The following is a 21,721-nucleotide window of genomic DNA, read 5'->3' as shown; positions in this document are numbered from 1 at the left end:
ACAAGTTTATGGGTAAGAATGTCGTCGTCCTGGGCACCCAATGGGGTGATGAGGGCAAGGGCAAGATCGTCGACCTGCTCACCGAGCAGGCCGCTGCAGTCGTGCGTTATCAGGGCGGTCACAACGCTGGCCACACCCTGGTGATCAACGGTGAGAAGACCGTCCTGCACCTGATTCCGTCTGGCATCCTGCGTGCTGGCGTCGAGTGTCTGATCGGCAACGGTGTGGTCGTCGCTCCCGATGCTCTGATGAGCGAAATCACCAAGCTGGAAGAGAAGGGTGTACCGGTGCGTGAGCGCCTGCGTATCAGCCCGGCCTGCCCCCTGATCCTGTCCTATCACGTGGCGCTGGACCAGGCGCGCGAAAAGGCCCGCGGTGATGCCAAGATCGGCACCACCGGTCGCGGTATCGGCCCGGCTTACGAAGACAAGGTCGCGCGTCGCGGCCTGCGCGTCGGTGACCTGTTCCACCGCGAGCGTTTCGCTGCCAAGCTGGGCGAGCTGCTGGATTACCACAATTTCCAGCTGGTCAATTTCTACAAAGAGCCGGCCATCGACTTCCAGAAAACCCTGGATGAATGCATGGAATACGCCGAGCTGCTCAAGCCGATGATGGCTGACGTCACTGCCGTGCTGCATGACCTGCGTCGTAGCGGCCGCGACATCATGTTCGAAGGTGCCCAGGGTTCGCTGCTGGACATCGACCATGGCACCTACCCCTACGTGACCAGCTCCAACACCACCGCTGGCGGTATCGCCACCGGCTCCGGTTTCGGTCCGTTGTACCTGGACTACATCCTCGGTATCACCAAGGCCTACACCACCCGTGTCGGTTCCGGCCCGTTCCCGACCGAGCTGTTCGATGATGTTGGCGCCTTCCTCGCCAAGCGTGGTCACGAGTTCGGCGCGACCACCGGTCGTGCCCGTCGTTGCGGCTGGTTCGATGCGGTGATCCTGCGTCGCGCCATCGAGATCAACAGCATCTCCGGTCTGTGCCTGACCAAGCTGGACGTGCTCGACGGTCTGGAAACCATCCGTATCTGCACCGGCTACAAGGACGCCAACGGCCAGGTGCTGGTCGATGCGCCGACCGACGCCGACAGCTACATTGGCCTGCAGCCGGTCTACGAGGAAATGCCGGGCTGGAGCGAATCTACCCTGGGCGCCAAGACCCTGGAAGACCTGCCGGCCGCTGCTCGTGCCTACATCAAGCGTGTGGAAGAGCTGGTTGGTGCGCCGATCGACATCATCTCTACTGGCCCGGATCGCAACGAGACCATCGTGCTGCGTCATCCGTTTGCCTGATCGAGATGCTCTCGAGTCGCACAGGAGCCGCCTTCGGGCGGCTTTTTTGTGTCCGTCCGTAGGGGCGCTCCTGCATAGGAGCTGGGCATGCGCTTTGCTTATATTCAATAAATCCCGGAAGTCGCCGTTATAGCTATTACGGTTGTTGAGGAGTGTCCCCAGTGTTCGCCATCGTTTCCATGTTGCGTAGCCGTCTGTTGCGCCCGGTGTTCGTCGCGCTTGGTCTGGCCATGTTGGTGCAGGTCGGTTTGGCTGTTTGGCTGATGCGCGCCTCGGTCGACGGAATGGTCGAGGATCTGGCGCAGCGCCTGGGTGGTGAGAGCCGCCGTCTTGGCGAAGAGCTGAACATGGCTGAGCGCGAGATGAGCCAGGGTCTTGCGGCGTTGGCGAGCAGTACCCGCACTCGCCTGGGTGAAGGGCTTTCTGGCCAGTTGAAGACTGAGCAGGCGCAACTGCGTGTGGTGCTCGAGGGCAATCTCAAGCAGTCCGGCCAGGCGCTGGCGCAATTGCTGGCCGGGGTGGCGCCGAAGTCCATCTGGGATCTGGATATTCCTGCGCTCACTGCGCTTACCCGAATCGCCCAGCAGGATCCGGCGGTGTTGTTCGCCATCATCTATGACGCCGATGGTCAGCGCCTGACGCGCAACTTCAATCGCAGTAACGCGCAGGTGCGTGAGCTCGTCGCTGCCGGGCAGGGTGGCTCGCCGCTGGAGAAGCTGGTGGATGCGGCTTCGCGTGATCCGCGTGTTTATGTGGTCGAGGCTGATATCAATCCAATGGGCTCGCGCATCGGCAAGGTGCAGATGGGCCTGTCGCTGGATGTGGTGGAAAAGGAGCTGGCCGCTCTGGACGGCCGCTTTGCGTCTTTGGTCAGTGGCGCTGGTGAGTTGGTCGATAGCAGTCTGGCCGGCGCTTCCGAAGAGGCAACCGGTGCGCTACGCGAGCGTCTGCAGTCGGCCGAGCGTTACACCCAGGAAATGGCACGCAACGGTGGTGAGTCGGTGCGCGTGGCGGCGGATTCGCTGCGCTGGAACATCGCCCTCGGCCTTTTGATCGTCGGGGCGCTGGCAATGCTGGTGGTCGCCCTTGTGTTGGGTTGGCGAGTGCTGAGTCGCTTGCGCCTGCTTAGTGCGGCGCTCAATGATCTGGCGGCGGGCGAGGGCGATTTGACGCGGCGTGTGAGCATCGACAGTCAGGACGAGGTCGGCGAAATGGCCGATGCCGTCAATCGCTTCATCGCCAAGCTGCAGCCCATCGTGCGAGAGTCGGGCGAGGTGGCGTTGCGCACGGGTGAGCAGATTCGCAGCCTGACTCAGCGCGGCGTGGCAGCCGAGGCCGCGGCCGGCCGGCAGCGCGATGAAGTTGCTGGCAGCCTGCAGGCGTTGGCGCAAATGGCCGACGAGGCGCAGGCGGAAAGCCAGGCCATGCAGGATGCGCTGCAGCGCGTCGACACCATCCGCCAGGCGGCGCACGAGAACGCGGTTATCGCTCAGCGCCTGTCCACGTTGATCGAGGGCTTGGTGGCGCGGGTGGCCGATGGTTCGGCGGTGATCGAACGGCTGGCCAAGCAGAGCGAACAGATCGAGGTGGTGCTGACGGTGATTCAGTCAATTGCCGAGCAGACCAACCTGCTTGCGCTCAATGCCGCCATCGAGGCGGCGCGCGCCGGCGAAAGTGGTCGCGGGTTTGCCGTGGTGGCTGACGAGGTGCGTGCGCTGGCGAGCAAGACTCAGCAGTCCACCGGCGATATCCAGACCCATATCGCTGCCCTGCAGCGTGGCGCACAGGAGGCGGTTGCCGCCATCGCCCAGGCGGGCGCGCAAGGCGGTGAAGGTCTGCAGGTGCTGCGTGACAGTGCACGCCTGCAGCACTCGGTGCAGCAGTCGGTGGATGAAGTGCATGGCGCCATCAATGCAGCGACCCAGGCGGCGGCACATCAGGCGCAAGGGGCGGGAGCGGTACGCGGGCGTGTCGAAACCATCCATGCCGAAGCGCAGCGTGCGGCCGAGGCAGTGGCGGCGATTGCCGGCAACGCAAGAGCGCTGGACGAGCTGGCTGCGCAGCTCAAGGCCAGTCTGGGGCAGTTCAAAGTGTAGGGTGCGCTGTGCGCGCCTCGCTGCTCTAAGGTCTTGGCGGGTGCTCGCGGCGGCGCACCCTGCGAGGTGGCACGCTTTTTCGTGGACAATAAAAAACCGAGCCATTGGCTCGGTTTTTTGAAATTTGGTGCCCAGGAGAAGACTCGAACTTCCACGACCGTTAAGTCACTGATACCTGAAACCAGCGCGTCTACCAATTCCGCCACCTGGGCACTACAGCAATGTTCGTCGTTACCGACACGGAGCGTTGCATCCGTTTATTTGCAAAGTGGGTTATCAAGCCACTTCACGAAATTTGGTGCCCAGGAGAAGACTCGAACTTCCACGACCGTTAAGTCACTGATACCTGAAACCAGCGCGTCTACCAATTCCGCCACCTGGGCACAGAAACCGATGAATCATCATCTGCTTCGTGTTACAACGTCTGCTCGACGCTGTGGGCGCGAACTATACGGGCGGGCATTTACCTTGTAAACCCCTGACCCCAAAAAAATTATTGTCGCCGGAAAAGCTGCCTTGAATGACGTTTTCGCGCTTCAATAGGCAGATGGCATACACCTCTATAGATAAGCACAGGTAATCCTCCTTACATGGCCGATTGGCAATCCCTCGATCCCGAGGCCGCCCGCGAGGCGGAAAAATACGACAACCCCATCCCCAGCCGTGAGCTGATCCTTTCGCATCTGGCCGAGCGCGGTGCGCCTGCCAGCCGTGAGCAACTGGTCGAAGAGTTCGGTTTGCATACCGAAGATCAGCTTGAAGCTCTGCGACGCCGACTGCGCGCAATGGAGCGTGACGGGCAGCTCATCTATACCCGTCGTGGCACTTACGCCCCGGTGGACAAGCTCGACCTGATCTGCGGTCGCATCAGCGGCCACCGCGACGGCTTTGGCTTCCTCGTGCCGGACGATGGCAGTGACGACCTGTTCCTCAGCCCGGCGCAGATGCGCCTGGTGTTCGACCGAGATCGCGCGTTGGTGCGGGTGGCGGGTTTCGATCGGCGCGGCCGTCGTGAGGGCGGCATCGTCGAGGTGATCGAACGCGCTCATGAGAGCATCGTTGGCCGGTACTACGAAGAGAACGGCATCGGTTTCGTCGTCGCCGACAATCCCAAGATTCAGCAGGAAGTGCTGGTCACCCCGGGGCGCACTGCCGGTGCGCGCATCGGTCAGTTCGTCGAGATCAAGATCACTCACTGGCCTACGCAGCGTTTCCAGCCGCAGGGCGACATCGTCGAAGTGATCGGCAACTACATGGCGCCGGGCATGGAGATCGACGTCGCGCTGCGCAGCTACGACATCCCGCACGTCTGGCCCGAGGCGGTGGTCAAGGAAGCGCGCAAGCTCAAGCCCGAAGTGGATGAGAAGGACAAGGAGAAGCGTGTCGACCTGCGCCATCTGCCTTTCGTCACCATCGACGGCGAAGACGCCCGCGACTTCGACGATGCCGTGTACTGCGAGAAGAACAGCAGCCGCTGGAAGTTGTTCTCCGGTGGCTGGAAACTCTATGTCGCCATCGCCGACGTCTCGCACTACGTCAGGGTCGGCTCGGCGCTGGACGCCGAGGCGGTCGAGCGCGGCAACTCGGTGTACTTCCCCGAGCGCGTCGTGCCGATGCTCCCGGAGGAATTGTCCAACGGCCTGTGCTCGCTCAATCCGCATGTCGATCGCCTGGCCATGGTCTGCGAAATGACCATGTCCAAGAGTGGCCAGATGGTCGACTACAAGTTCTACGAGGCGGTGATCCATTCCCACGCACGTCTGACCTACAACAAGGTCAGCCTGATGCTGGAAGATCCCAAGAGCAGCGAGGGCAAGTCCCTGCGCAGCGAATACAAGGAAGTCCTGCCGCACCTCAATCAGCTCTATGCCCTGTATCAGGTGCTGGTAGCCGCTCGTCACGAGCGTGGTGCCATCGACTTCGAGACGCAGGAAACACGTATCGTCTTCGGTACCGACCGCAAGATCGACGAAATCCGTCCGACCCAGCGCAACGATGCGCACAAGCTGATCGAGGAGTGCATGCTGGCCGCCAACGTGGCCACTGCGCGCTTCATGCAGGATCACGAGGTCCCGTCGCTGTATCGCGTGCACGATGGCCCGCCGCCGGAGCGCCTGGAGAAGCTCAAGGCTTTCCTCGGTGAGCTGGGGCTGTCGCTGCAGCGTGGCAAGTCCAAGGATGGTCCGTCACCCAAGGACTATCAGCGCCTGCTGGAAAGCATCCGCGAGCGCCCGGACTATCACCTGATCCAGACCGTGATGCTGCGCTCGCTGAGCCAGGCGGTGTACAGCGCGCAGAACGAAGGGCACTTCGGTCTCAATTACGAGGCTTACACCCACTTCACCTCGCCGATCCGTCGTTATCCCGACCTGCTGGTGCACCGCGCCATTCGCAGCGTGATCCGTTCCAAGCGCGACACCAAGCACGTGGAGCGTGCCGGCGCGGCAATCATGCCCAAGGCACGCATCTATCCGTACGACGAAGCGACCCTGGAAAAACTCGGTGAGCAGTGCTCGATGACCGAGCGCCGTGCCGACGAAGCGACCCGCGACGTGGTCAACTGGCTCAAGTGCGAGTTCATGCAGGATCGTGTTGGTGAGACCTTCGCCGGTGTGATCACGGCGGTAACCGGTTTCGGCATCTTCGTCGAGCTGCGCGACATCTACGTCGATGGCCTGGTGCACGTGACCGCGCTGCCGGCCGACTACTACCACTTCGATCCGGTTCACCATCGCCTGTCCGGCGAGCGCAGCGGCCGCAGCTTCCGCCTCGGCGACAGCGTCGAGGTCAAGGTGATGCGCGTCGATCTGGATGAGCGCAAGATCGACTTCGAGCTGAGCCAGGACAAGGCCGGCAAGGGTGATGATGCACGTCGCGGCGGCAAACCGAGCGGCATGGGCAATACCGACGTGCAGAAAAGCCGGGACGTGAAAAAGGCGCTGTTGGCTGGCGCCAAGGCCGGCAAGGGTGCCAGTGGCAAAGGAGCTGCCGGCAAGTCGGCGAGCAAGCCGGCCGGTGGTGCGCGCAAAGGCTCCGGACATGGCGACAGTGCTCCGCCACCTGCCGGTAAGCCGCGCAAGCGTAAGGCCAAGTCATGAGTGATCTGGAAAAGATCTACGGCGTACATGCCGTAGAAGCCATGCTGCGTCATCACCCCAAGCGGGTGAAGCAGGTCTGGCTGGCCGATGGTCGCAGTGATCCTCGGGTGCAGCCCTTGCTGGAGCTGGCTGCGCAGTCTCGCGTAAAAGTAGGTCAGTGCGAGCGCCGTGAGATGGATGCCTGGGTCGAGGGTGTGCACCAGGGTGTGGTTGCCGATGTCAGCCCCAGTCAGGTCTGGGGCGAGGCGATGCTCGAGGAGTTGCTCGATCGCTGCGAAGGCCCGCCTTTGCTGCTGGTGCTCGATGGCGTGACCGACCCGCACAACCTGGGGGCCTGCCTGCGTACGGCGGACGCTGCCGGTGCGTTGGCGGTGATCGTGCCCAAGGACAAATCGGCAACCCTCAACGCCACGGTACGCAAAGTGGCTTGCGGTGCTGCCGAGGTGATTCCGCTGGTGGCGGTGACCAACCTGGCGCGCAGCCTGGAGAAGTTGCAGCAGCGCGGCCTGTGGGTGGTGGGTACGGCCGGTGAGGCCGAGCTTGAGGTCTATCAGCAGGACATGACCGGGCCAACGGTGCTGGTCATGGGCGCCGAGGGCAAGGGCATGCGCCGTTTGACGCGCGAGCATTGCGATTACCTGGTCAAGCTGCCCATGAGCGGCAGTGTCAGTAGTCTCAACGTCTCGGTTGCCACCGGTGTCTGCCTGTTCGAGGCAGTGCGCCAGCGTCAGGCCCAGCGCAAGGGCTGACTGTTCAAATAATCGCCAATTCGTCTTGCGTACGGCAGGGGGCTTCTCTAGAATGGCGCCCCTTGCTGTGACGGCAGGCCTTTTCGCGCCTACCGCCTGGCAAGCTCATCACGAGAAAAACCCACTCCTTGCCTGACCACCTTAGTTGGCAGGCTACAACCCGTAAGGAGCATTTATGCGTCATTACGAAATCATCTTTCTGGTTCACCCGGACCAGAGCGAGCAAGTCGGCGGCATGGTCGAGCGTTACACCAAGCTGATCGAAGAAGACGGTGGCAAGATTCACCGCCTGGAAGATTGGGGCCGTCGTCAGCTGGCTTACGCCATCAACAACGTCCACAAAGCCCACTACGTGATGCTCAACGTAGAGTGCACCGGCAAGGCCCTGGCCGAGCTGGAAGACAACTTCCGCTACAACGACGCCGTGATCCGTAACCTGGTCATCCGTCGCGACGAGGCCGTCACTGGCCAGTCCGAGATGCTGAAGGCCGAAGAAAACCGCAGTGAGCGCCGCGAGCGTCGTGAACGTCCTGAAAACGCCGAGTCCAACGACGGCGATGACAGCGACAGCAACGACAGCGACAACGCTGACGAGTAATCCACGGATCTATTGAGGAGCCAATCACATGGCACGTTTCTTCCGTCGTCGTAAATTCTGCCGCTTCACCGCTGAAGACGTGAAAGAGATCGATTTCAAAGATCTCAACACCCTGAAAGCCTACATCTCGGAGACCGGCAAAATCGTTCCTAGCCGTATCACCGGTACCAAGGCTCGTTATCAGCGTCAGCTGGCCACCGCTATCAAGCGCGCCCGCTTCCTGGCCCTGCTGCCCTACACCGACAGCCACGGCCGCTGAGACCGGACAGTCGACAAGAGTTAAGGAATAGATCGCATGCGCGCCCTGGCTGAATACATCATGCGCGGCCGTATGCAGGCCACCCTTGTGGTGGTGGGATCGGCCATTGTGCCGTTGTTTGTCTGGTTGGGCGCAGCTGCAGGTAGCTTGGTGCTACTGCGCAGAGGCTTGAGTGATGCGCTCGGTATTATGATCTGGGCAGTATTGCCAGCAGCTTACATCTGCTACCTCGGTGATCCGAGTGTGCTGATGGTGCTGTTGGGTACGCTGGTACTGGCGCAGGTTCTGCGCAGCAGTGCTTCCTGGGTTCGAGTTCTCATGGCGTTGGTGCCAGTCGGCGTAGTGTTTGCGCTGGTGGTAAGCGTAGCGTTCGTTGAAAACCTTGAGACGATGGCCGAGGTTTTTCGACAGGCTCTGACTGAACTGCCAGCGCAATCCGCTGGGGGCCCAAGCAGTGAGCAGCTCCAGAACATTCAACAGGCATCGCTTGTACCGCTCCTGGGCGGCTTTATGACGTTTTCGTTGTTGACGACGAGCGTCCTAAGTCTGGCTTTGGCGCGTTACTGGCAGGCGTCGTTATACAACCCGGGCGGTTTTGGTAAGGAGTTTCGCCAAATCCGCCTACCGGTGCCGCTAGCGCTTGCGTTGATCGCAAGTGTGTTCTTGGCGCCGTCATTGCTCGGGGATGCAGGGTGGGCGTTTACGCTGATCTGCATGCTGCCGCTGATGCTAGCTGGTCTGGCGTTGGGGCATGGTCTGATTGCGATGAAGCAGCTGTCGAGTTTTTGGTCGATAGGGTTGTATGTGGCGTTACTGGTGGCCGGAAACCTGATCTGTTTGTTAGCCGTTGTCGACAGTCTGTTTGATTTTCGCGGTCGCCTGGCGCGCAAGAACGGCCCGGGCTCTGCGAACGGTGAAGGTTAAAAGTTAAGAGGTAAGACCCAAATGGAAGTCATCCTGCTGGAAAAAATCGCCAATCTGGGCAACCTGGGCGACAAAGTGAACGTTAAAGCCGGTTACGGCCGTAACTTCCTGCTGCCGCAAGGCAAAGCTACCGCTGCCACCGAAGCCAACGTTGCTGCTTTCGAAGCACGTCGCGCCGAGCTGGAAAAAGCTGCTGCCGAGAAGAAAGCTTCCGCTGAATCTCGCGCTGCTCAGCTGGCTGAGCTGGAAGTCACCATCACCGCCACCGCTGGCGATGAAGGCAAGCTGTTCGGTTCCATCGGTACCCACGACATCGCTGACGCCCTGACCGCCTCCGGCGTTGAAGTGGCCAAAGCTGAAGTTCGTCTGCCGAACGGCACCATTCGCCAGGTTGGCGAATACGACGTAGCTGTGCACCTGCACACCGACGTCGAAGCCACCGTCAAGGTGGTCGTGGTCGCTGCTTAATCAAGTAGCCGCCAAGCGGACTTGCGCTGTAGCGTAGGTCTGCTGACAATCGGGCACGGTATCGCTCTGCGATCCGTGCCCTTTGTTTTTCTATCGCAGCATTTTCTCCCCGAGCCTATGAACGACATCAGCATTCCCGAGCAATACGACCTGCAGACTGCCGCCCTGAAAGTGCCGCCGCACTCCATCGAGGCGGAACAGGCGGTGCTTGGCGGCTTGATGCTCGACAACAATGCCTGGGAGCGTGTGCTCGATGGTGTGTCGGATGTCGATTTCTATCGCCATGACCACCGGCTGATCTTCCGCGCCATCTTCAAATTGGCCGAGCGTAACGAACCCTTCGACGTGGTGACTCTGTCCGAGCAGTTGGACAAGGAGGGGCAGCTGTCGCAGGTCGGCGGCCTGGCCTATCTCGCCGAGCTGGCGAAGAACACGCCGTCGGTGGCCAACATCAAGGCCTATGCGCAGATCATTCGTGAGCGCGCCACGCTACGCAAACTGATCAGCATCAGCAACGACATTGCCGACAGCGCCTACGCCCCAGAGGGCCGTACCGGCGAGGAAATTCTCGACGAAGCGGAGCGTCTGATCTTCCAGATTGCCGAGGACCGCCCCAAGACAGGCGGGCCGGTGGGCATCAACGACATCCTGGTCAAGGCCATCGACCGCATCGACACGCTGTTCAACAACGGCGACGCGATCACCGGTCTGTCCACCGGTTTCGATGACCTGGATAACCTGACCAGTGGCCTGCAGCCGGCCGACATGATCATCGTCGCTGGTCGTCCGTCGATGGGTAAGACCACCTTCGCCATGAACCTGGTGGAAAACGCCCTGATGCGTAGCGACAAGGCGATTCTCGTCTACTCGCTGGAGATGCCGTCGGAATCCATCGTGATTCGTATGCTCGCATCCTTGGGGCGTATCGATCAGACCAAGGTACGTGCCGGCCAACTCGACGACGATGACTGGCCGCGTCTGACCAGCGCAGTCAACCTGCTCAACGACCGTAAGCTGTTCATCGACGATACCGCCGGTATTTCTCCGAGCGAGATGCGCGCGCGTACTCGCCGCCTGGCGCGCGAGCACGGCGAAATCGGCCTGATCATGGTCGACTACCTGCAACTGATGCAGATTCCCGGCTCCAGCGGCGACAGCCGGGTCAACGAGATCTCCGAGATCTCGCGCTCGCTCAAGGGCTTGGCCAAGGAGTTCAACTGCCCGGTCATCGCCCTTTCACAGCTCAACCGTGGTCTGGAGCAGCGTCCCAACAAGCGCCCGATCAACTCCGACTTGCGTGAGTCCGGTGCAATCGAGCAGGACGCCGACATCATCATGTTCGTGTACCGCGATGAGGTGTATCACCCCGAGACCGAGTACAAGGGTGTGGCCGAGATCATCATCGGCAAGCAGCGTAACGGCCCGCTGGGTACGGCGCGCCTGGCGTTCCTAGGCAAGTATTCGCGCTTCGAGAACCTGGCGCCGGGTAGCTACCAGTTCGAGGACGAATAACCGCGCGCGAGCAGTGTAGGAGCGAGCCCGGCTCGCGTATCACGCAGCTCTGTAGCCCGGATGAAATCCGGGACTCGCGGCGCAGAAGCCCCCGGACTGCATCCGGGCTACGCTCTGGATCAATGAAAACGGGTGCCCAGCGGTTAAGATGGGCGCCCGTTTTTCGTTCAGGCCTTCTGTCATGCGTCCGCTTGCCGCCATCGTCGACCTCTCCGCCATCGCTCATAACTACGCCGTCGCCAAGCGCTGCGCGCCCGGGCGCCAGGCCTTCGCCGTGGTCAAGGCCAATGCCTACGGGCATGGCGTGCGTGAGGTGGTGACGGCGTTGCGCGAGGTTGCCGACGGCTTTGCCGTGGCCTGTCTGGAGGAGGCGGCCGAGGTGCGCGCCATGCATGACAAGGCGCGCATCCTGCTGCTCGAGGGCTGCTTCGAGGCCAGTGAATACGCCATCGCCGCGCAGCTGGGTCTGGATGTGGTGGTGCAGAGCGCGGCGCAGGCCGAGGCGCTAATTGCCGCAGAGTTGGCGCGTCCGCTCAACATCTGGCTCAAGCTCGACTCCGGCATGCATCGCCTCGGTTTCGACGCCGCCAGTCTGCGCCATTGGCATGCGCAGCTGGAAGACGCCGCCCAGGTCGCCGAACTCAACCTGCTCAGCCACTTCGCCTGCGCCGACGAGCGCGGCCATGCGCTGACCGAACAGCAGCTCGAGCGTTTTCTCGATCTGCTGGATCTGGATTTCAATCATCGCTCACTGGCCAACTCGGCGGCCGTGCTGACCATTCCTGCGGCGCATATGGACTGGCTGCGCCCCGGCATCATGCTCTACGGTGCTACGCCGTTCGCCGAGCTGAGTGCACGCGAGCTAGGGTTGAAACCGGCCATGACTCTGGCCGCGCGGGTGATCGCCGTGCGTGAGGTGGCCGTCGGTGAAAGCGTTGGTTATGGCGCGACCTGGGTTGCCGAGCGACCTTCGCGTATTGCCACGGTCAGCTGCGGTTATGCCGATGGTTATCCGCGCCATGCGCCCAGCGGCACGCCGGTGCTGGTCGAGGGACAGCGTGTCGGGCTGGCAGGCAGGGTGTCGATGGACATGCTGGCGGTGGATATCACGGATCTGCCTGAGGTCGACATCGATTCGCCGGTGGAACTATGGGGCAGCAATCTTCCGGTGGATGAAGTAGCGTCAGCCAGCGGCACCATTGGCTACGAATTGCTGAGCAAAGTCACCGCTCGAGTGCCGCGGCGCTATATCGGCTAGCAGGATCTCGGGTAGGGCGGGTGCAACCCGCTATCGGCAGCCTGGCGGGTTGCGCCCGCCCTACGGGACTAGGCCAGGCCGCTGGGGACTTTCAGTACATCCAGCTCCAGGCAGGCCTGTTCGCTGAGCTCGCCATCGTCGCCATGCACGCGCGAACCGGAGCGACCCAGTTCCTTTACCCGGTAAAGGGCCATGTCTGCCGCCTTGTACAGCCCGGTGAAATTCTTCGCATGGCGCGGATAGAGCGCTACGCCGATGCTGATGGTCACGCGCAGGCGTTCGGCACCGTAGTGCACCGGCGTGGATAGTTCTGCCAGCAGGCGTTCGGCGATCTCCCGGGCCTGGCTTTCGGCATCGCTGCCGCAGATAAGGGCGGCGAATTCATCGCCGCCCAGGCGGGCAACTGCATCACCGGCGCGAACGTGCTCGCGCAGGCGCTTGGCGATCACCTGCAGCATCAGATCACCGGCGGCGTGGCCAAAACGGTCATTGATCGGCTTGAAGTGATCCAGGTCGATCAGCAGCAACGCCACGCTCTCCTTGTGCCGCTCGGCGTGAGCCAGGGCCGACTCGCAGCGCTCGACCAGATAGCGTCGGTTGGGCAGTTCGGTCAGCGAGTCATGGAAGGCGGCGTGCTGCAGTTCGCGTTCGCGGTCGCGGAGCTGTTCGTTGGTCGCGGCCAGCTCGGCGGTACGTGCGGTCACTGCAGCTTGCAGTTCGTCAGCGCTGGCCTGCAGTTGCGCCAGGCGTGCGGTTTTCTCACGATCGGCCTGTTGCAGGGCAACGGCGCGCTCCTGCTTGAGTATCTGGATGCGATAAGCCAGGGCGAAGGAGAACAGGATGGATTCGGCTGCCACGGCCAGCGGGAATACGTAGGCGTTCCATTCGGCCGGTTGCAGCACCCCGGTAGTGCGCAGCAGCAGGATGGCGACGCTGCCCAGGACCAGACCATAACCATAGAGATACAGCTGGGCCGGGAAGAACCCCTGGCGCCAGCGGATCACGGCGCTGCCCAGGGCGGCGGGGATGCTGGTCAGCGACAGCAGGGCGATGGCCCAGGCCGCGAGGTATCGTTGATCGAACAGGGTCAGGGCGATAGCGATGAGATAGACCACGCAGGCCATGTTCAGCAGGTGATGCGCCCAGCGAACGTAAACGCGCGTCTGCAGCAGCGTCTGGGTGAAGCGGCTGGCGAACAGTCCCCACAACGACGGCAAGGTGATGCGGTCGAGCCACGCCGGCACCGGGTGGTTGGGCCACAGGTACTGCGCGCCATGACCAGTCATGCTCATGATGAACAGCAGGGCGAAGGCGGTGGTCAGCACGTACCAGAAATAGGCCTTGTCGCGCAGCGAGATGAGGATGAACAGGTTGTACAGCAGCAGTGCGAAGACCACGCCATAGATGGCACCGAGCGCAAGGTTCTCGCGGGCTGCCAGCTGTTCTAGGTCATCAAGTTGCCAGATGCGCAGCGGGAAGGAGTTGCCCGCCGGGTCGAAGGCGCGCAGGTAGAAGGTCGTTGGCTGTTCACTCAGGGTTGGCAGGTCGAACACCATGCGTCGGTAGGGGTGGTCGCGGTTCTCGCTGAAGGCGACGCGCTCACCGGATTGACGCACCAGCCAGCCGCCCTGGCCGTCGGGCTGGTAGAGCTGCAGGTCGAGTTGGGTCACCGAGCCCACTTCCAGCACCCAGCGGGCAGGGGCACGCATATCGCGTTGCAGGGTGAGCTTGATCCACCAGGGATTGAGGCTCTGACCGACACTGGCACGGCCATTGGCGGGTTGAAAGCGCGACTGCAGCTCAGGGGCGGCAAGGTCATCGATGGTCAGGGTGCCCTGAGCGTCTTCCAGCAGCTCGATATGCGCATTGAGCGGCATGCCGCTGCTGGCGTCGGTAAGCACCACGGACGCCGTTGCCAGGCCCGTGGTCGACAGTCCGAGCAGAAGAGCGAGCAGAAAGACGAAACGCTGCAGCATAGGTGTCCTGGAGACGGCTGACCGAGTAATTGAGTATATGCACAGGATTGTTATCGGACGAAAACAAATATGGCGTAAGGCTACTGCAGGAAGATGTCTGATTTTCTGTCCTTTCTTTGCCGAAGCCGGTTCTGTGCAAGCGCCGCTAACCAGGCGGGTTAGCCAGCCCCGTGCTTGAGCGTTTATCGCAGTGCGTGGGGACGCTATTAAACCCAGCGCTTTAGTCTGGTTTGGTCAATATTTGTGCTATTATCCGCGCCCCTCGTGATAGCCAATTGATCAAAAAATATGCAAGCCGCCAAGCCGCTGTTCGACTATCCCAAGTACTGGGCCGAGTGTTTCGGGCCTGCGCCCTTCCTGCCGATGAGCCGGGAAGAGATGGATCAGCTCGGCTGGGACAGCTGCGACATCATCATCGTCACCGGTGACGCCTACGTCGATCATCCTTCGTTCGGCATGGCCATCATCGGTCGCCTGCTCGAAGCCCAGGGCTTTCGTGTGGGCATCATTGCCCAGCCGGATTGGCGCAGCAAAGACGACTTCATGAAGCTCGGCGAGCCGAACCTGTTTTTCGGCGTCGCCGCCGGCAACATGGACTCGATGATCAACCGCTACACCGCTGACAAGAAAGTTCGCTCCGACGACGCCTATACGCCTGGCGGCCTGGCTGGCAAACGCCCGGATCGCGCCAGCCTGGTCTACAGCCAGCGCTGCAAGGAAGCCTACAGCCACGTGCCGGTGGTGCTGGGCGGCATCGAGGCATCCTTGCGCCGTATTGCCCATTACGACTACTGGCAGGACAAGGTCCGTCGTTCGATCCTGATGGACGCCACCGCCGACATCCTGCTCTACGGCAACGCCGAGCGCGCGGTGGTCGAGATCGCCCAGCGTCTGTCGCGTGGCGAGCAGGTCGAAACCATCAGCGATGTACGCGGTACGGCTTTCATCCGTCGCGATACGCCCGAAGGCTGGTATGAGGTCGACTCCACCCGTATCGACCGTCCGGGCCGCGTCGACAAGATCATCAACCCCTACGTCAATACGCAGGACACCGAGGGCTGTGCCATCGAGCAGGCCAAAGGTGAGGTTGAAGACCCCAACGAAGCCAAGGTGGTGCAGATTCTCGACAGCCCGCGCATGACCCGCGACAAGACGGTGATCCGTCTGCCGTCCTTCGAGAAAGTGCGTAACGACCCGGTGCTCTATGCCCACGCCAACCGTGTGCTGCACCTGGAAACCAACCCGGGCAACGCCCGCGCGCTGGTGCAGAGGCATGGCGAGGTGGACGTGTGGTTCAACCCGCCACCCATCCCCATGACCACCGAGGAAATGGACTACGTGTTCGGCATGCCCTATGCGCGGGTGCCGCACCCGGCGTACGGCAAGGAGAAGATTCCGGCCTACGAAATGATCCGGTTCTCGGTGAACATCATGCGCGGCTGCTTCGGCGGCTGTACCTTCTGCTCGATCACCGAGCACGAGGGACGCATCATTCAGAACCGCTCGCACGAGTCGATCATCCGCGAGATCGAGGAGATGCGCGACAAGGTGCCGGGCTTCACTGGCGTGGTCTCCGACCTCGGCGGGCCAACTGCCAACATGTACCGCATCGCCTGCAAGGACCCGGAGATCGAGAAGCACTGCCGCAAGCCGTCGTGCGTGTTCCCGGGCATCTGCGAGAACCTCAATACCGACCACTCGTCCTTGATCGAGCTGTACCGCAAGGCTCGCGCGCTGCCGGGCGTGAAGAAGATCCTGATCGCCTCCGGTCTGCGCTATGACCTGGCCGTGGAGTCGCCGGAGTACGTCAAGGAACTGGTCACCCATCACGTCGGCGGCTACCTGAAGATCGCCCCGGAGCACACCGAGCGTGGCCCGCTGGACAAGATGATGAAACCGGGGATCGGCAGCTACGACCGCTTCAAGCAGATGTTCGAGAAGTACTCGAAGGAGGCGGGCAAGGAGCAGTACCTGATCCCGTACTTCATCGCTGCGCACCCGGGCACCACCGACGAGGACATGATGAACCTCGCCCTGTGGCTCAAGCGCAATGGCTTCCGTGCTGACCAGGTACAGGCCTTCTACCCGTCGCCGATGGCTACGGCCACCGCCATGTATCACTCGGGCAAGAACCCGCTGCGTAAGGTCACCTACAAGAGCGACGGCGTCGAGATCGTCAAGAGCGATCAGCAGCGTCGCCTGCACAAGGCGTTTCTGCGCTATCACGATCCGAAAGGATGGCCGTTGCTGCGTGAGGCGCTGACGCGCATGGGGCGCAGTGATCTGATCGGCCCTGCCAAGCATCAACTGATTCCGGCTAACCAGCCAGCTGCTGACGATGGCTACCAGAGTGCGCGGCGCAAGAACTCCACGCCGGTCGGTAGCAAGAAGGCGGGTAATGCAGGCAAGATTCTCACTCAACATACGGGGCTGCCGCCGCGTGGCAGTGATGGCAGCAAGCCCTGGGACAAGCGTGAGCAGGCCAAAGCGGCGGCTGAGGCGCGTAACCAGCAAGCCGCGCGTGAACGTGCTGGCGCCGGTAAAGGCAAGGGCAAGAAGCCTGGGAAGAAGCCCGCAGTGCCGCGCTGAATCTCAGCAGCACTCACGAAAACGCCAGCACTGCGCTGGCGTTTTCGTTTCAGAAGCCCTGGCCAGCGCCTCCTAGGGTGGGTTTCAGCCCACCATCGTCGCCGTGACCTGCGGCTTGTCTCAGTCCGTGCTGAAGCGGCACGTCAGGTAGCGATTGCTCGGGCCATAGCGCAGGATCGACCACAAGCGCCTGAACAGATAAAACGGGTGGCTGCGGTAATACGCCAGTACGGCATTGCCGACGCCTTCCGAGCGATGCTGGCGTACCTCCTTTTTCTCCGACTTCTTGAATAGCCCGGAAAACTCCCAGCGCTGGATCTGTTCGAAACGCTCATGCGGGCGCAGCCCATGGCGGCTGAACAGGCGCGCGAAGCTGGCCGGGCTGAAGTCATGCAGGTGATGCGGGTTGCCGTCGAGTGTTGGTGTGGTCGGCACCGAGGCAATGATACGGCCACCCTGGGCCAGCAGTCGTACGAGGTTTTCTGCCAGGCGCAGCGGGTCCGGCAGATGCTCGATGGTTTCCAGGCTGACGATGCTGTCGAAGCCTGCGCTGTCGGCGAAGGTTTCGGCATTGGCGCACTGATAGCTCAGGTTGGGTCGTTGATAATTTGCCTGCGCATAGGCAATGGCTTCGGGATCGATGTCGATACCGGTGATCTGCTTGTCCGGATGCCGCTCGGCCAGCAATGCGCTGCCATAACCGCAGCCACACGCCATGTCGAGCACACGCGAGCCTGCCAGCGAGTCGCTGGCGAATGCGTAGCGCTGCATGTGCAAGTCGAGAGTGGCCAAGTCGGCGGCCAGGCGTTCATCCATCTTCAAGGGATAGATGCGTTCAAGGGTGTGCATGGCGGCCTGTCCTTGGGCTGCGATAGTGCTCGTAGTCTGTTGCTTCCTGGTGGGGGCTGCAAGCATCTCCCCTGGGTTCATGGTGTTGCTTGTGAGAGTTGGTTTGTCTATTTTTTGGCACTATAGTTCCAAAATATAAAAACAACAGTGGAGTCCCATCATGCGCCTTGCTGCTCCCTCGGTTATTGCTCTGTCCTTGCTGCTGACGGCATGCGGGGAGAGCGAAGCGCCGCCCGTGGCCAATCTCGACTTTCAGAAGCAGCTGCAGACGCAGCTGATCAAGGCCAAGCCGGGGGAGGTGGTCGAGATTCCCGCCGGCACCTGGCAGCTCGACCGCAGCTTGAGTCTCAAGGTCAGTGGCGTGACATTGCGCGGTGCTGGCATTGATCAGACCATCCTCAACTTCAAGGGGCAGAAATCCGGCGCCGAAGGGCTGCTGGTGAACGCCTCCGACTTCACCATCGAGGACCTGGCGCTGGAGGACACCAAGGGCGATGCGCTCAAGGTGGTCGGTGGCCAGAACATCATCATTCGTCGCGTGCGCACCGAGTGGACCAATGGCCCGGCTACCGAGAATGGTGCCTATGGCATCTATCCGGTACAGACCGAGAATGTGCTGATCGACGGCGTGGTGGCCATCGGTGCATCGGACGCCGGCATCTATGTGGGCCAGTCGCGCAACGTGGTGGTGCGCAACAGCCGTGCCGAGCGCAACGTCGCGGGCATCGAGATCGAGAACACCATCGGCGCCGACGTCTATGACAATGTCGCCATCGGCAATACCGGCGGCATTCTGGTGTTCAACATGCCCAACCTGCCGCAGCCAGGTCACACCACGCGGGTCTACCGCAACAAGGTCGAGAGCAACAACCACAAGAACTTCGGCCACCAGGGCACGCCGGTCGCCAGTGTCCCGGCGGGCTCTGGCGTGCTGGTCAACTCCAACGACAAAGTAGAGATCTTCGATAACGATATTGGCGACCACCGCACCGCCAACGTCATCGTCAGCAGCTACTTCAGCACCGGCTACACCGACCTCTCCACCGAGGCGGACTTCGATCCCTACCCGGAGGCCATTCATATCCATGGCAACCGCTTCGGACCTGGTGGCGACAGCCCCGATAACCTCGAGCTGAAAGCGCTGAGGCTGGCCAAGTTCGGTCTCAATGGCCGCCTGCCGGACATCCTCTGGGACGGCTACGTGAACCCCGAAAAGCTGGTCGATGGCAAACTACCGGCTGAGCTGGCCATCTGCATCGATAATGGTGATGCTGGCATCGTCAACGTCGACGGCCCCGGCGGCTACAAGAACATCAGCACGGACATTGAGCCACATCGCTGCGAGCTGCCCCGTCTTCCTGTCGTCGAGTTGCGCGCAGCTCTGGCCGAGGCAGGTGAGTAAGCATGAAGCACGCCTGGCTGTTGATTGCCGCCGTGCTGCTCGGCGCCTGTGAGCAAGCGCGCACGCCCCTTTATCTGCCCAGCAGTGAAGACTATCCGCAGAAGCTCAGCGCCTGGGGTGTGCTGCAGCAGCGTGACGGCCAGTTGCAGCCGGTCGGCGGTGTACAGCCCTACGATCTGAATACGCCGCTGTTCACCGATTATGCGCACAAGCTGCGTACGATCTGGCTGCCCGAAGGGCACCATGCTCGCTATGCCGAAGCACGTTTCGAATACCCCGTTGGCACCGTGCTGAGCAAAACCTTCTACTACCCGATCGATACCCAGGGCCGGCTGCAGCGTAGCGAGCAGCACGGTGCCGAGGCGGTGGAACTGAAGCGGGTGCGGCTGATCGAGACGCGCATCCTGCTGCGCCAGGAGCAGGGCTGGATCGCCCTTCCTTACATTTGGGACGAGGCGCAACGCGAGGCCACGCTGGACTGGGCTGGCGCCAGCTTCGATCTGCAACTGCATGATGAGGCCGGCGAGGTGCTGGCAGTCGACTATCAGGTGCCCGATGCCAACCAGTGCGCGGGGTGTCACGAGGAGCAGGCTGGCAAGGGTGTGCAACCCCTGGGGCCGAAGGCGCGCCATCTGAACAAGGATTTCGCCTACGCCGAGGGCGTGGCTAACCAGTTGTTGCACTGGCAGAACATCGGCTTCCTGCAAGGTATGCCGGCCGACATGGCCAGCGTTCAACGTAATGCCCTGTGGAGCGCGCCGCGCGAAGGGGAGAGCCTGGAGCATCAGGCACGCAGTTATCTGGATGCCAACTGCTCGCACTGCCATAACCGTGAAGGGCCGGGGCGTACCTCAGGTTTGTATCTCGATCCGGCTACGCCGTTGAGCATCGCCTATGGCCTGTGCAAGCAGCCAGTGGCTGCGGGCAAGGGCTCCGGTGATCGTCTGGTGGACATTCATCCCGGTGCACCAGAGAAGTCGGTGCTGAGCTTCCGCCTGCACAGCACCGACCCCAGCATCATGATGCCCGAACTGGGCCGCTCCACCTCCCACCGCGAAGGGCTGGAGGTGATCGACCGCTGGATCTCCAGTCTCGATGGCGAGTGCTGACAGACTAGAGCTGGCCTGCCTGCCATTGCGCTTCGCGGCTGGATAGCGCAGCAGCGATATCCGCGACGCTGTCGGAGGCGACGCTCTCCGGCAGCGGGTCGAGGCCGACGCTGGCGAATAGCTGGCCATAGCTGTTACGCAGCTCGGCGTAGGCCAGGTCGCGGCGCAGGTCCGCCTGCAGCGTGTTCAGCTCGCCCTGGATCAGTTCCAGCTCGCCAATGCCCTGGGCCTGGTAGCGATTACGCAGTTGCTCGACGATCTGCCCGTCCAGTCCGGCCAGTTGCTGGCTGGTCTGGAACTGACGCTGAGCCTCGCGGAAGTTGGCATTGGCAACGTGCAGTTGGGCGAGGATGGCCATCGACATGGCCTGACGCCGTGCATCGGCGACCTCCTGGCCGGCTTTGGCAACATCGATGGCGGCTGGCGCGGAGAGTACATTGAACAGGTTCCAGGTGACTTTCACGCCGTAGTCGGCCCAGCTTTGGTTCACCAGGAACGAGTTGCTGTCGTAGTGCCCACCGGCGGAAAACTCCAGGCCTGGCAACAGACGGAGCATGGCTTTGCGTGTTTCTGCAGCGCTGATGCGTGCCTGGTAATCCTGCTCGCGCAGTTCGGGACGACTGGCCAGAGCTTCCTGCTCCAGTGTGCTCAGTTCAACCTTGAGCTCCGGCATCTGATAACCGGCGTCAGGCGCCAGTTCGACCTGAGTGCCCAGTGGCAGGTTGATCAGAGTGGCCAGTTCGGTCTTGGCCAGCGACAGGGCGCGGCGTTGCTCTTCCAACTGACGGCTAGCCTCGATCAGCGCGCGCTGATAGCTCAGGGCCTGGATCGGGTCGCCGATGCGCTGCTCGCTCAGGCGCTGGCTGTTGTCGCGGGCCTGGGCGACGCGTGCCATCAGGCTGTCGATCTGGGTCAGCAGACGATCTGCCGCCACGGCACGCCAGTACGCGGAGCGCACATCCTGAATGATGGTGTGCACCACCTTGCGCCGGCGCTCCTGCACGATCAGGCGCTGGTCACCCTGTTGCTTGGCACTGACGTAACTGACACCGAAGTCCAGCACGTTCCACACCATGGTCAGATCCGCCACGCCACGGTCGCGGTCCTGCGAGGTGGACGGCTCCAGAGACTGGGTGCCGGTTTCGATGCTCTGGCTGCTGGAGGCGCTGACGTTGTTACGTCCGGCATAGCCGGCGGACAGCGCCATGCGTGGCAGCATGTCGAAGGTGGCCAGGTCGACCTGACGCTGGGCCATGGCTTCTTCCATGACCTTCAGGCGCGCCTCGAGGTTGTACTTCACCGCGCGGGCCATGGCTTCGTGCAAGGTCAGTGGGCCGCTGAGCGGTTCCTGATCCTTGAACATGGTCGCCAGATCCTGCTGCGCGCGTTGCTCGCTGACGCTGCGGTCGATGGGTTGGCTGGTCACCGCGCAGCCACCAACGGCTAGCGCCAGTAGACTGATACTGAAAAATTTCGCTGCTTTGCTCATCCTTGGGCCGCCCCCTGGTACGGCACTCATTCGATTCTTAT

At 61.9% G+C, this 21,721-nt stretch carries 16 protein-coding genes, 2 tRNA genes and 1 pseudogene; 14 read left to right on the top strand and 5 right to left on the bottom strand.

The annotated features are described in order from the left end of the window. The first annotated feature begins 8 nt into the window (after positions 1 to 8). From INS93_RS02580 to INS93_RS24975, 3 genes and pseudogenes are all read left to right on the top strand, one after another. Positions 9 to 1,304, top strand: coding sequence for an adenylosuccinate synthase (locus INS93_RS02580; protein WP_192980186.1), 1,296 nt, complete (start codon positions 9 to 11; stop codon positions 1,302 to 1,304). Between the two features lie 179 nt (positions 1,305 to 1,483). Further along, a pseudogene (locus tag INS93_RS24980) lies at positions 1,484 to 2,542 on the top strand (HAMP domain-containing protein); the annotation flags it as partial. After that, positions 2,516 to 3,400 carry a methyl-accepting chemotaxis protein gene (locus INS93_RS24975; protein WP_420707271.1) on the top strand — a complete coding sequence of 295 codons (885 nt, stop codon included), beginning with the start codon at positions 2,516 to 2,518 and terminating at the stop codon, positions 3,398 to 3,400. The pseudogene INS93_RS24980 and the gene INS93_RS24975, both read left to right, overlap by 27 nt. 125 nt (positions 3,401 to 3,525) lie before the next feature. Here the strand turns inward: INS93_RS24975 and INS93_RS02570 are convergent. Together INS93_RS02570 and INS93_RS02565 are read right to left on the bottom strand one after the other, a co-directional pair. Further along, positions 3,526 to 3,612 (bottom strand) — tRNA-Leu (locus INS93_RS02570). 84 nt (positions 3,613 to 3,696) lie between these two features. Next, a tRNA-Leu gene (locus INS93_RS02565) sits at positions 3,697 to 3,783 on the bottom strand. A gap of 207 nt (positions 3,784 to 3,990) precedes the next feature. Between INS93_RS02565 and rnr the strand changes: the two genes are divergently transcribed. From rnr to alr, 8 genes are all read left to right on the top strand, one after another. After that, entirely contained in the window at positions 3,991 to 6,498 is a 2,508-nt protein-coding gene (rnr, locus tag INS93_RS02560; RefSeq protein WP_192980184.1) for a ribonuclease R, read from the top strand. Continuing rightward, a complete protein-coding gene (gene rlmB / locus INS93_RS02555; RefSeq protein WP_160019219.1) occupies positions 6,495 to 7,247 on the top strand; it encodes a 23S rRNA (guanosine(2251)-2'-O)-methyltransferase RlmB in 753 nt (250 codons plus the stop codon). Before rnr ends, rlmB begins: the two co-directional genes overlap by 4 nt. Positions 7,248 to 7,422: 175 nt before the next feature. Beyond that, positions 7,423 to 7,845, top strand: a complete 423-nt coding sequence (gene rpsF, locus INS93_RS02550) for a 30S ribosomal protein S6 (RefSeq protein ID WP_003246846.1) — start codon at positions 7,423 to 7,425, stop codon at positions 7,843 to 7,845. A 28-nt stretch (positions 7,846 to 7,873) separates the two neighbouring features. After that, positions 7,874 to 8,104 (top strand): 30S ribosomal protein S18, encoded by a 231-nt coding sequence (gene rpsR / locus INS93_RS02545; protein ID WP_003246847.1) that lies wholly within the window; start codon positions 7,874 to 7,876, stop codon positions 8,102 to 8,104. A 36-nt stretch (positions 8,105 to 8,140) separates the two neighbouring features. Beyond that, the gene (locus tag INS93_RS02540) at positions 8,141 to 9,028 is read left to right on the top strand and encodes a hypothetical protein (protein WP_192980183.1); all 888 of its coding nucleotides are present in this window, start codon (positions 8,141 to 8,143) and stop codon (positions 9,026 to 9,028) included. Positions 9,029 to 9,049: 21 nt separating this feature from the next. Continuing rightward, a complete protein-coding gene (gene rplI / locus INS93_RS02535; RefSeq protein ID WP_017678673.1) occupies positions 9,050 to 9,496 on the top strand; it encodes a 50S ribosomal protein L9 in 447 nt (148 codons plus the stop codon). A 117-nt stretch (positions 9,497 to 9,613) separates the two neighbouring features. After that, entirely contained in the window at positions 9,614 to 11,008 is a 1,395-nt protein-coding gene (gene dnaB, locus INS93_RS02530) for a replicative DNA helicase (protein WP_160019221.1), read from the top strand. A gap of 181 nt (positions 11,009 to 11,189) precedes the next feature. Beyond that, on the top strand, positions 11,190 to 12,266 hold the full coding sequence (gene alr, locus INS93_RS02525; protein WP_192980182.1) for an alanine racemase: 1,077 nt from the start codon (positions 11,190 to 11,192) through the stop codon (positions 12,264 to 12,266). 68 nt (positions 12,267 to 12,334) lie between these two features. Here alr and INS93_RS02520 read toward each other — a convergent pair whose 3' ends face one another. Then, positions 12,335 to 14,242 (bottom strand): diguanylate cyclase, encoded by a 1,908-nt coding sequence (locus INS93_RS02520; protein WP_192980181.1) that lies wholly within the window; start codon positions 14,240 to 14,242, stop codon positions 12,335 to 12,337. 288 nt (positions 14,243 to 14,530) lie between these two features. On the opposite strand from INS93_RS02520, the gene INS93_RS02515 reads away from it, so the two are divergent. Then, positions 14,531 to 16,831: a YgiQ family radical SAM protein gene (locus INS93_RS02515; RefSeq protein WP_192980180.1), complete on the top strand. Its 2,301-nt coding sequence runs from the start codon at positions 14,531 to 14,533 to the stop codon at positions 16,829 to 16,831. 120 nt (positions 16,832 to 16,951) lie between these two features. Here INS93_RS02515 and INS93_RS02510 read toward each other — a convergent pair whose 3' ends face one another. Then, positions 16,952 to 17,680 carry a class I SAM-dependent methyltransferase gene (locus tag INS93_RS02510; protein WP_192980179.1) on the bottom strand — a complete coding sequence of 243 codons (729 nt, stop codon included), beginning with the start codon at positions 17,678 to 17,680 and terminating at the stop codon, positions 16,952 to 16,954. A 160-nt stretch (positions 17,681 to 17,840) separates the two neighbouring features. Between INS93_RS02510 and INS93_RS02505 the strand changes: the two genes are divergently transcribed. Together INS93_RS02505 and INS93_RS02500 are read left to right on the top strand one after the other, a co-directional pair. Continuing rightward, a complete protein-coding gene (locus INS93_RS02505; RefSeq protein ID WP_192980178.1) occupies positions 17,841 to 19,082 on the top strand; it encodes a parallel beta-helix domain-containing protein in 1,242 nt (413 codons plus the stop codon). Positions 19,083 to 19,084: 2 nt separating this feature from the next. Continuing rightward, positions 19,085 to 20,191: an SO2930 family diheme c-type cytochrome gene (locus INS93_RS02500; RefSeq protein WP_192980177.1), complete on the top strand. Its 1,107-nt coding sequence runs from the start codon at positions 19,085 to 19,087 to the stop codon at positions 20,189 to 20,191. Positions 20,192 to 20,195: 4 nt separating this feature from the next. Here INS93_RS02500 and INS93_RS02495 read toward each other — a convergent pair whose 3' ends face one another. After that, on the bottom strand, positions 20,196 to 21,680 hold the full coding sequence (locus INS93_RS02495) for a TolC family protein (RefSeq protein WP_160019228.1): 1,485 nt from the start codon (positions 21,678 to 21,680) through the stop codon (positions 20,196 to 20,198). Positions 21,681 to 21,721: the final 41 nt, after the last annotated feature.

Origin of the sequence: Pseudomonas sp. EggHat1 (assembly GCF_014892995.1) — a bacterium.
Taxonomy (GTDB): Bacteria; Pseudomonadota; Gammaproteobacteria; order Pseudomonadales; family Pseudomonadaceae; genus Aquipseudomonas; species Aquipseudomonas chaetocerotis.
This window is presented reverse-complemented; position numbering and strand designations above follow the sequence as displayed.

Excerpts from the sequence above, each read along its gene's own strand:
- INS93_RS02580 (WP_192980186.1), top strand. The coding sequence starts at position 9 with ATGGGTAAGAATGTCGTCGTCCTGGGCACCCAATGGGGTGATGAGGGC.
- INS93_RS24975 (WP_420707271.1), top strand. The coding sequence starts at position 2,516 with ATGGCCGATGCCGTCAATCGCTTCATCGCCAAGCTGCAGCCCATCGTG.
- rnr (WP_192980184.1), top strand. The coding sequence starts at position 3,991 with ATGGCCGATTGGCAATCCCTCGATCCCGAGGCCGCCCGCGAGGCGGAA.
- rlmB (WP_160019219.1), top strand. The coding sequence starts at position 6,495 with ATGAGTGATCTGGAAAAGATCTACGGCGTACATGCCGTAGAAGCCATG.
- rpsF (WP_003246846.1), top strand. The coding sequence starts at position 7,423 with ATGCGTCATTACGAAATCATCTTTCTGGTTCACCCGGACCAGAGCGAG.
- rpsR (WP_003246847.1), top strand. The coding sequence starts at position 7,874 with ATGGCACGTTTCTTCCGTCGTCGTAAATTCTGCCGCTTCACCGCTGAA.
- INS93_RS02540 (WP_192980183.1), top strand. The coding sequence starts at position 8,141 with ATGCGCGCCCTGGCTGAATACATCATGCGCGGCCGTATGCAGGCCACC.
- rplI (WP_017678673.1), top strand. The coding sequence starts at position 9,050 with ATGGAAGTCATCCTGCTGGAAAAAATCGCCAATCTGGGCAACCTGGGC.
- dnaB (WP_160019221.1), top strand. The coding sequence starts at position 9,614 with ATGAACGACATCAGCATTCCCGAGCAATACGACCTGCAGACTGCCGCC.
- alr (WP_192980182.1), top strand. The coding sequence starts at position 11,190 with ATGCGTCCGCTTGCCGCCATCGTCGACCTCTCCGCCATCGCTCATAAC.
- INS93_RS02520 (WP_192980181.1), bottom strand. The coding sequence starts at position 14,242 with ATGCTGCAGCGTTTCGTCTTTCTGCTCGCTCTTCTGCTCGGACTGTCG.
- INS93_RS02515 (WP_192980180.1), top strand. The coding sequence starts at position 14,531 with ATGCAAGCCGCCAAGCCGCTGTTCGACTATCCCAAGTACTGGGCCGAG.
- INS93_RS02510 (WP_192980179.1), bottom strand. The coding sequence starts at position 17,680 with ATGCACACCCTTGAACGCATCTATCCCTTGAAGATGGATGAACGCCTG.
- INS93_RS02505 (WP_192980178.1), top strand. The coding sequence starts at position 17,841 with ATGCGCCTTGCTGCTCCCTCGGTTATTGCTCTGTCCTTGCTGCTGACG.
- INS93_RS02500 (WP_192980177.1), top strand. The coding sequence starts at position 19,085 with ATGAAGCACGCCTGGCTGTTGATTGCCGCCGTGCTGCTCGGCGCCTGT.
- INS93_RS02495 (WP_160019228.1), bottom strand. The coding sequence starts at position 21,680 with ATGAGCAAAGCAGCGAAATTTTTCAGTATCAGTCTACTGGCGCTAGCC.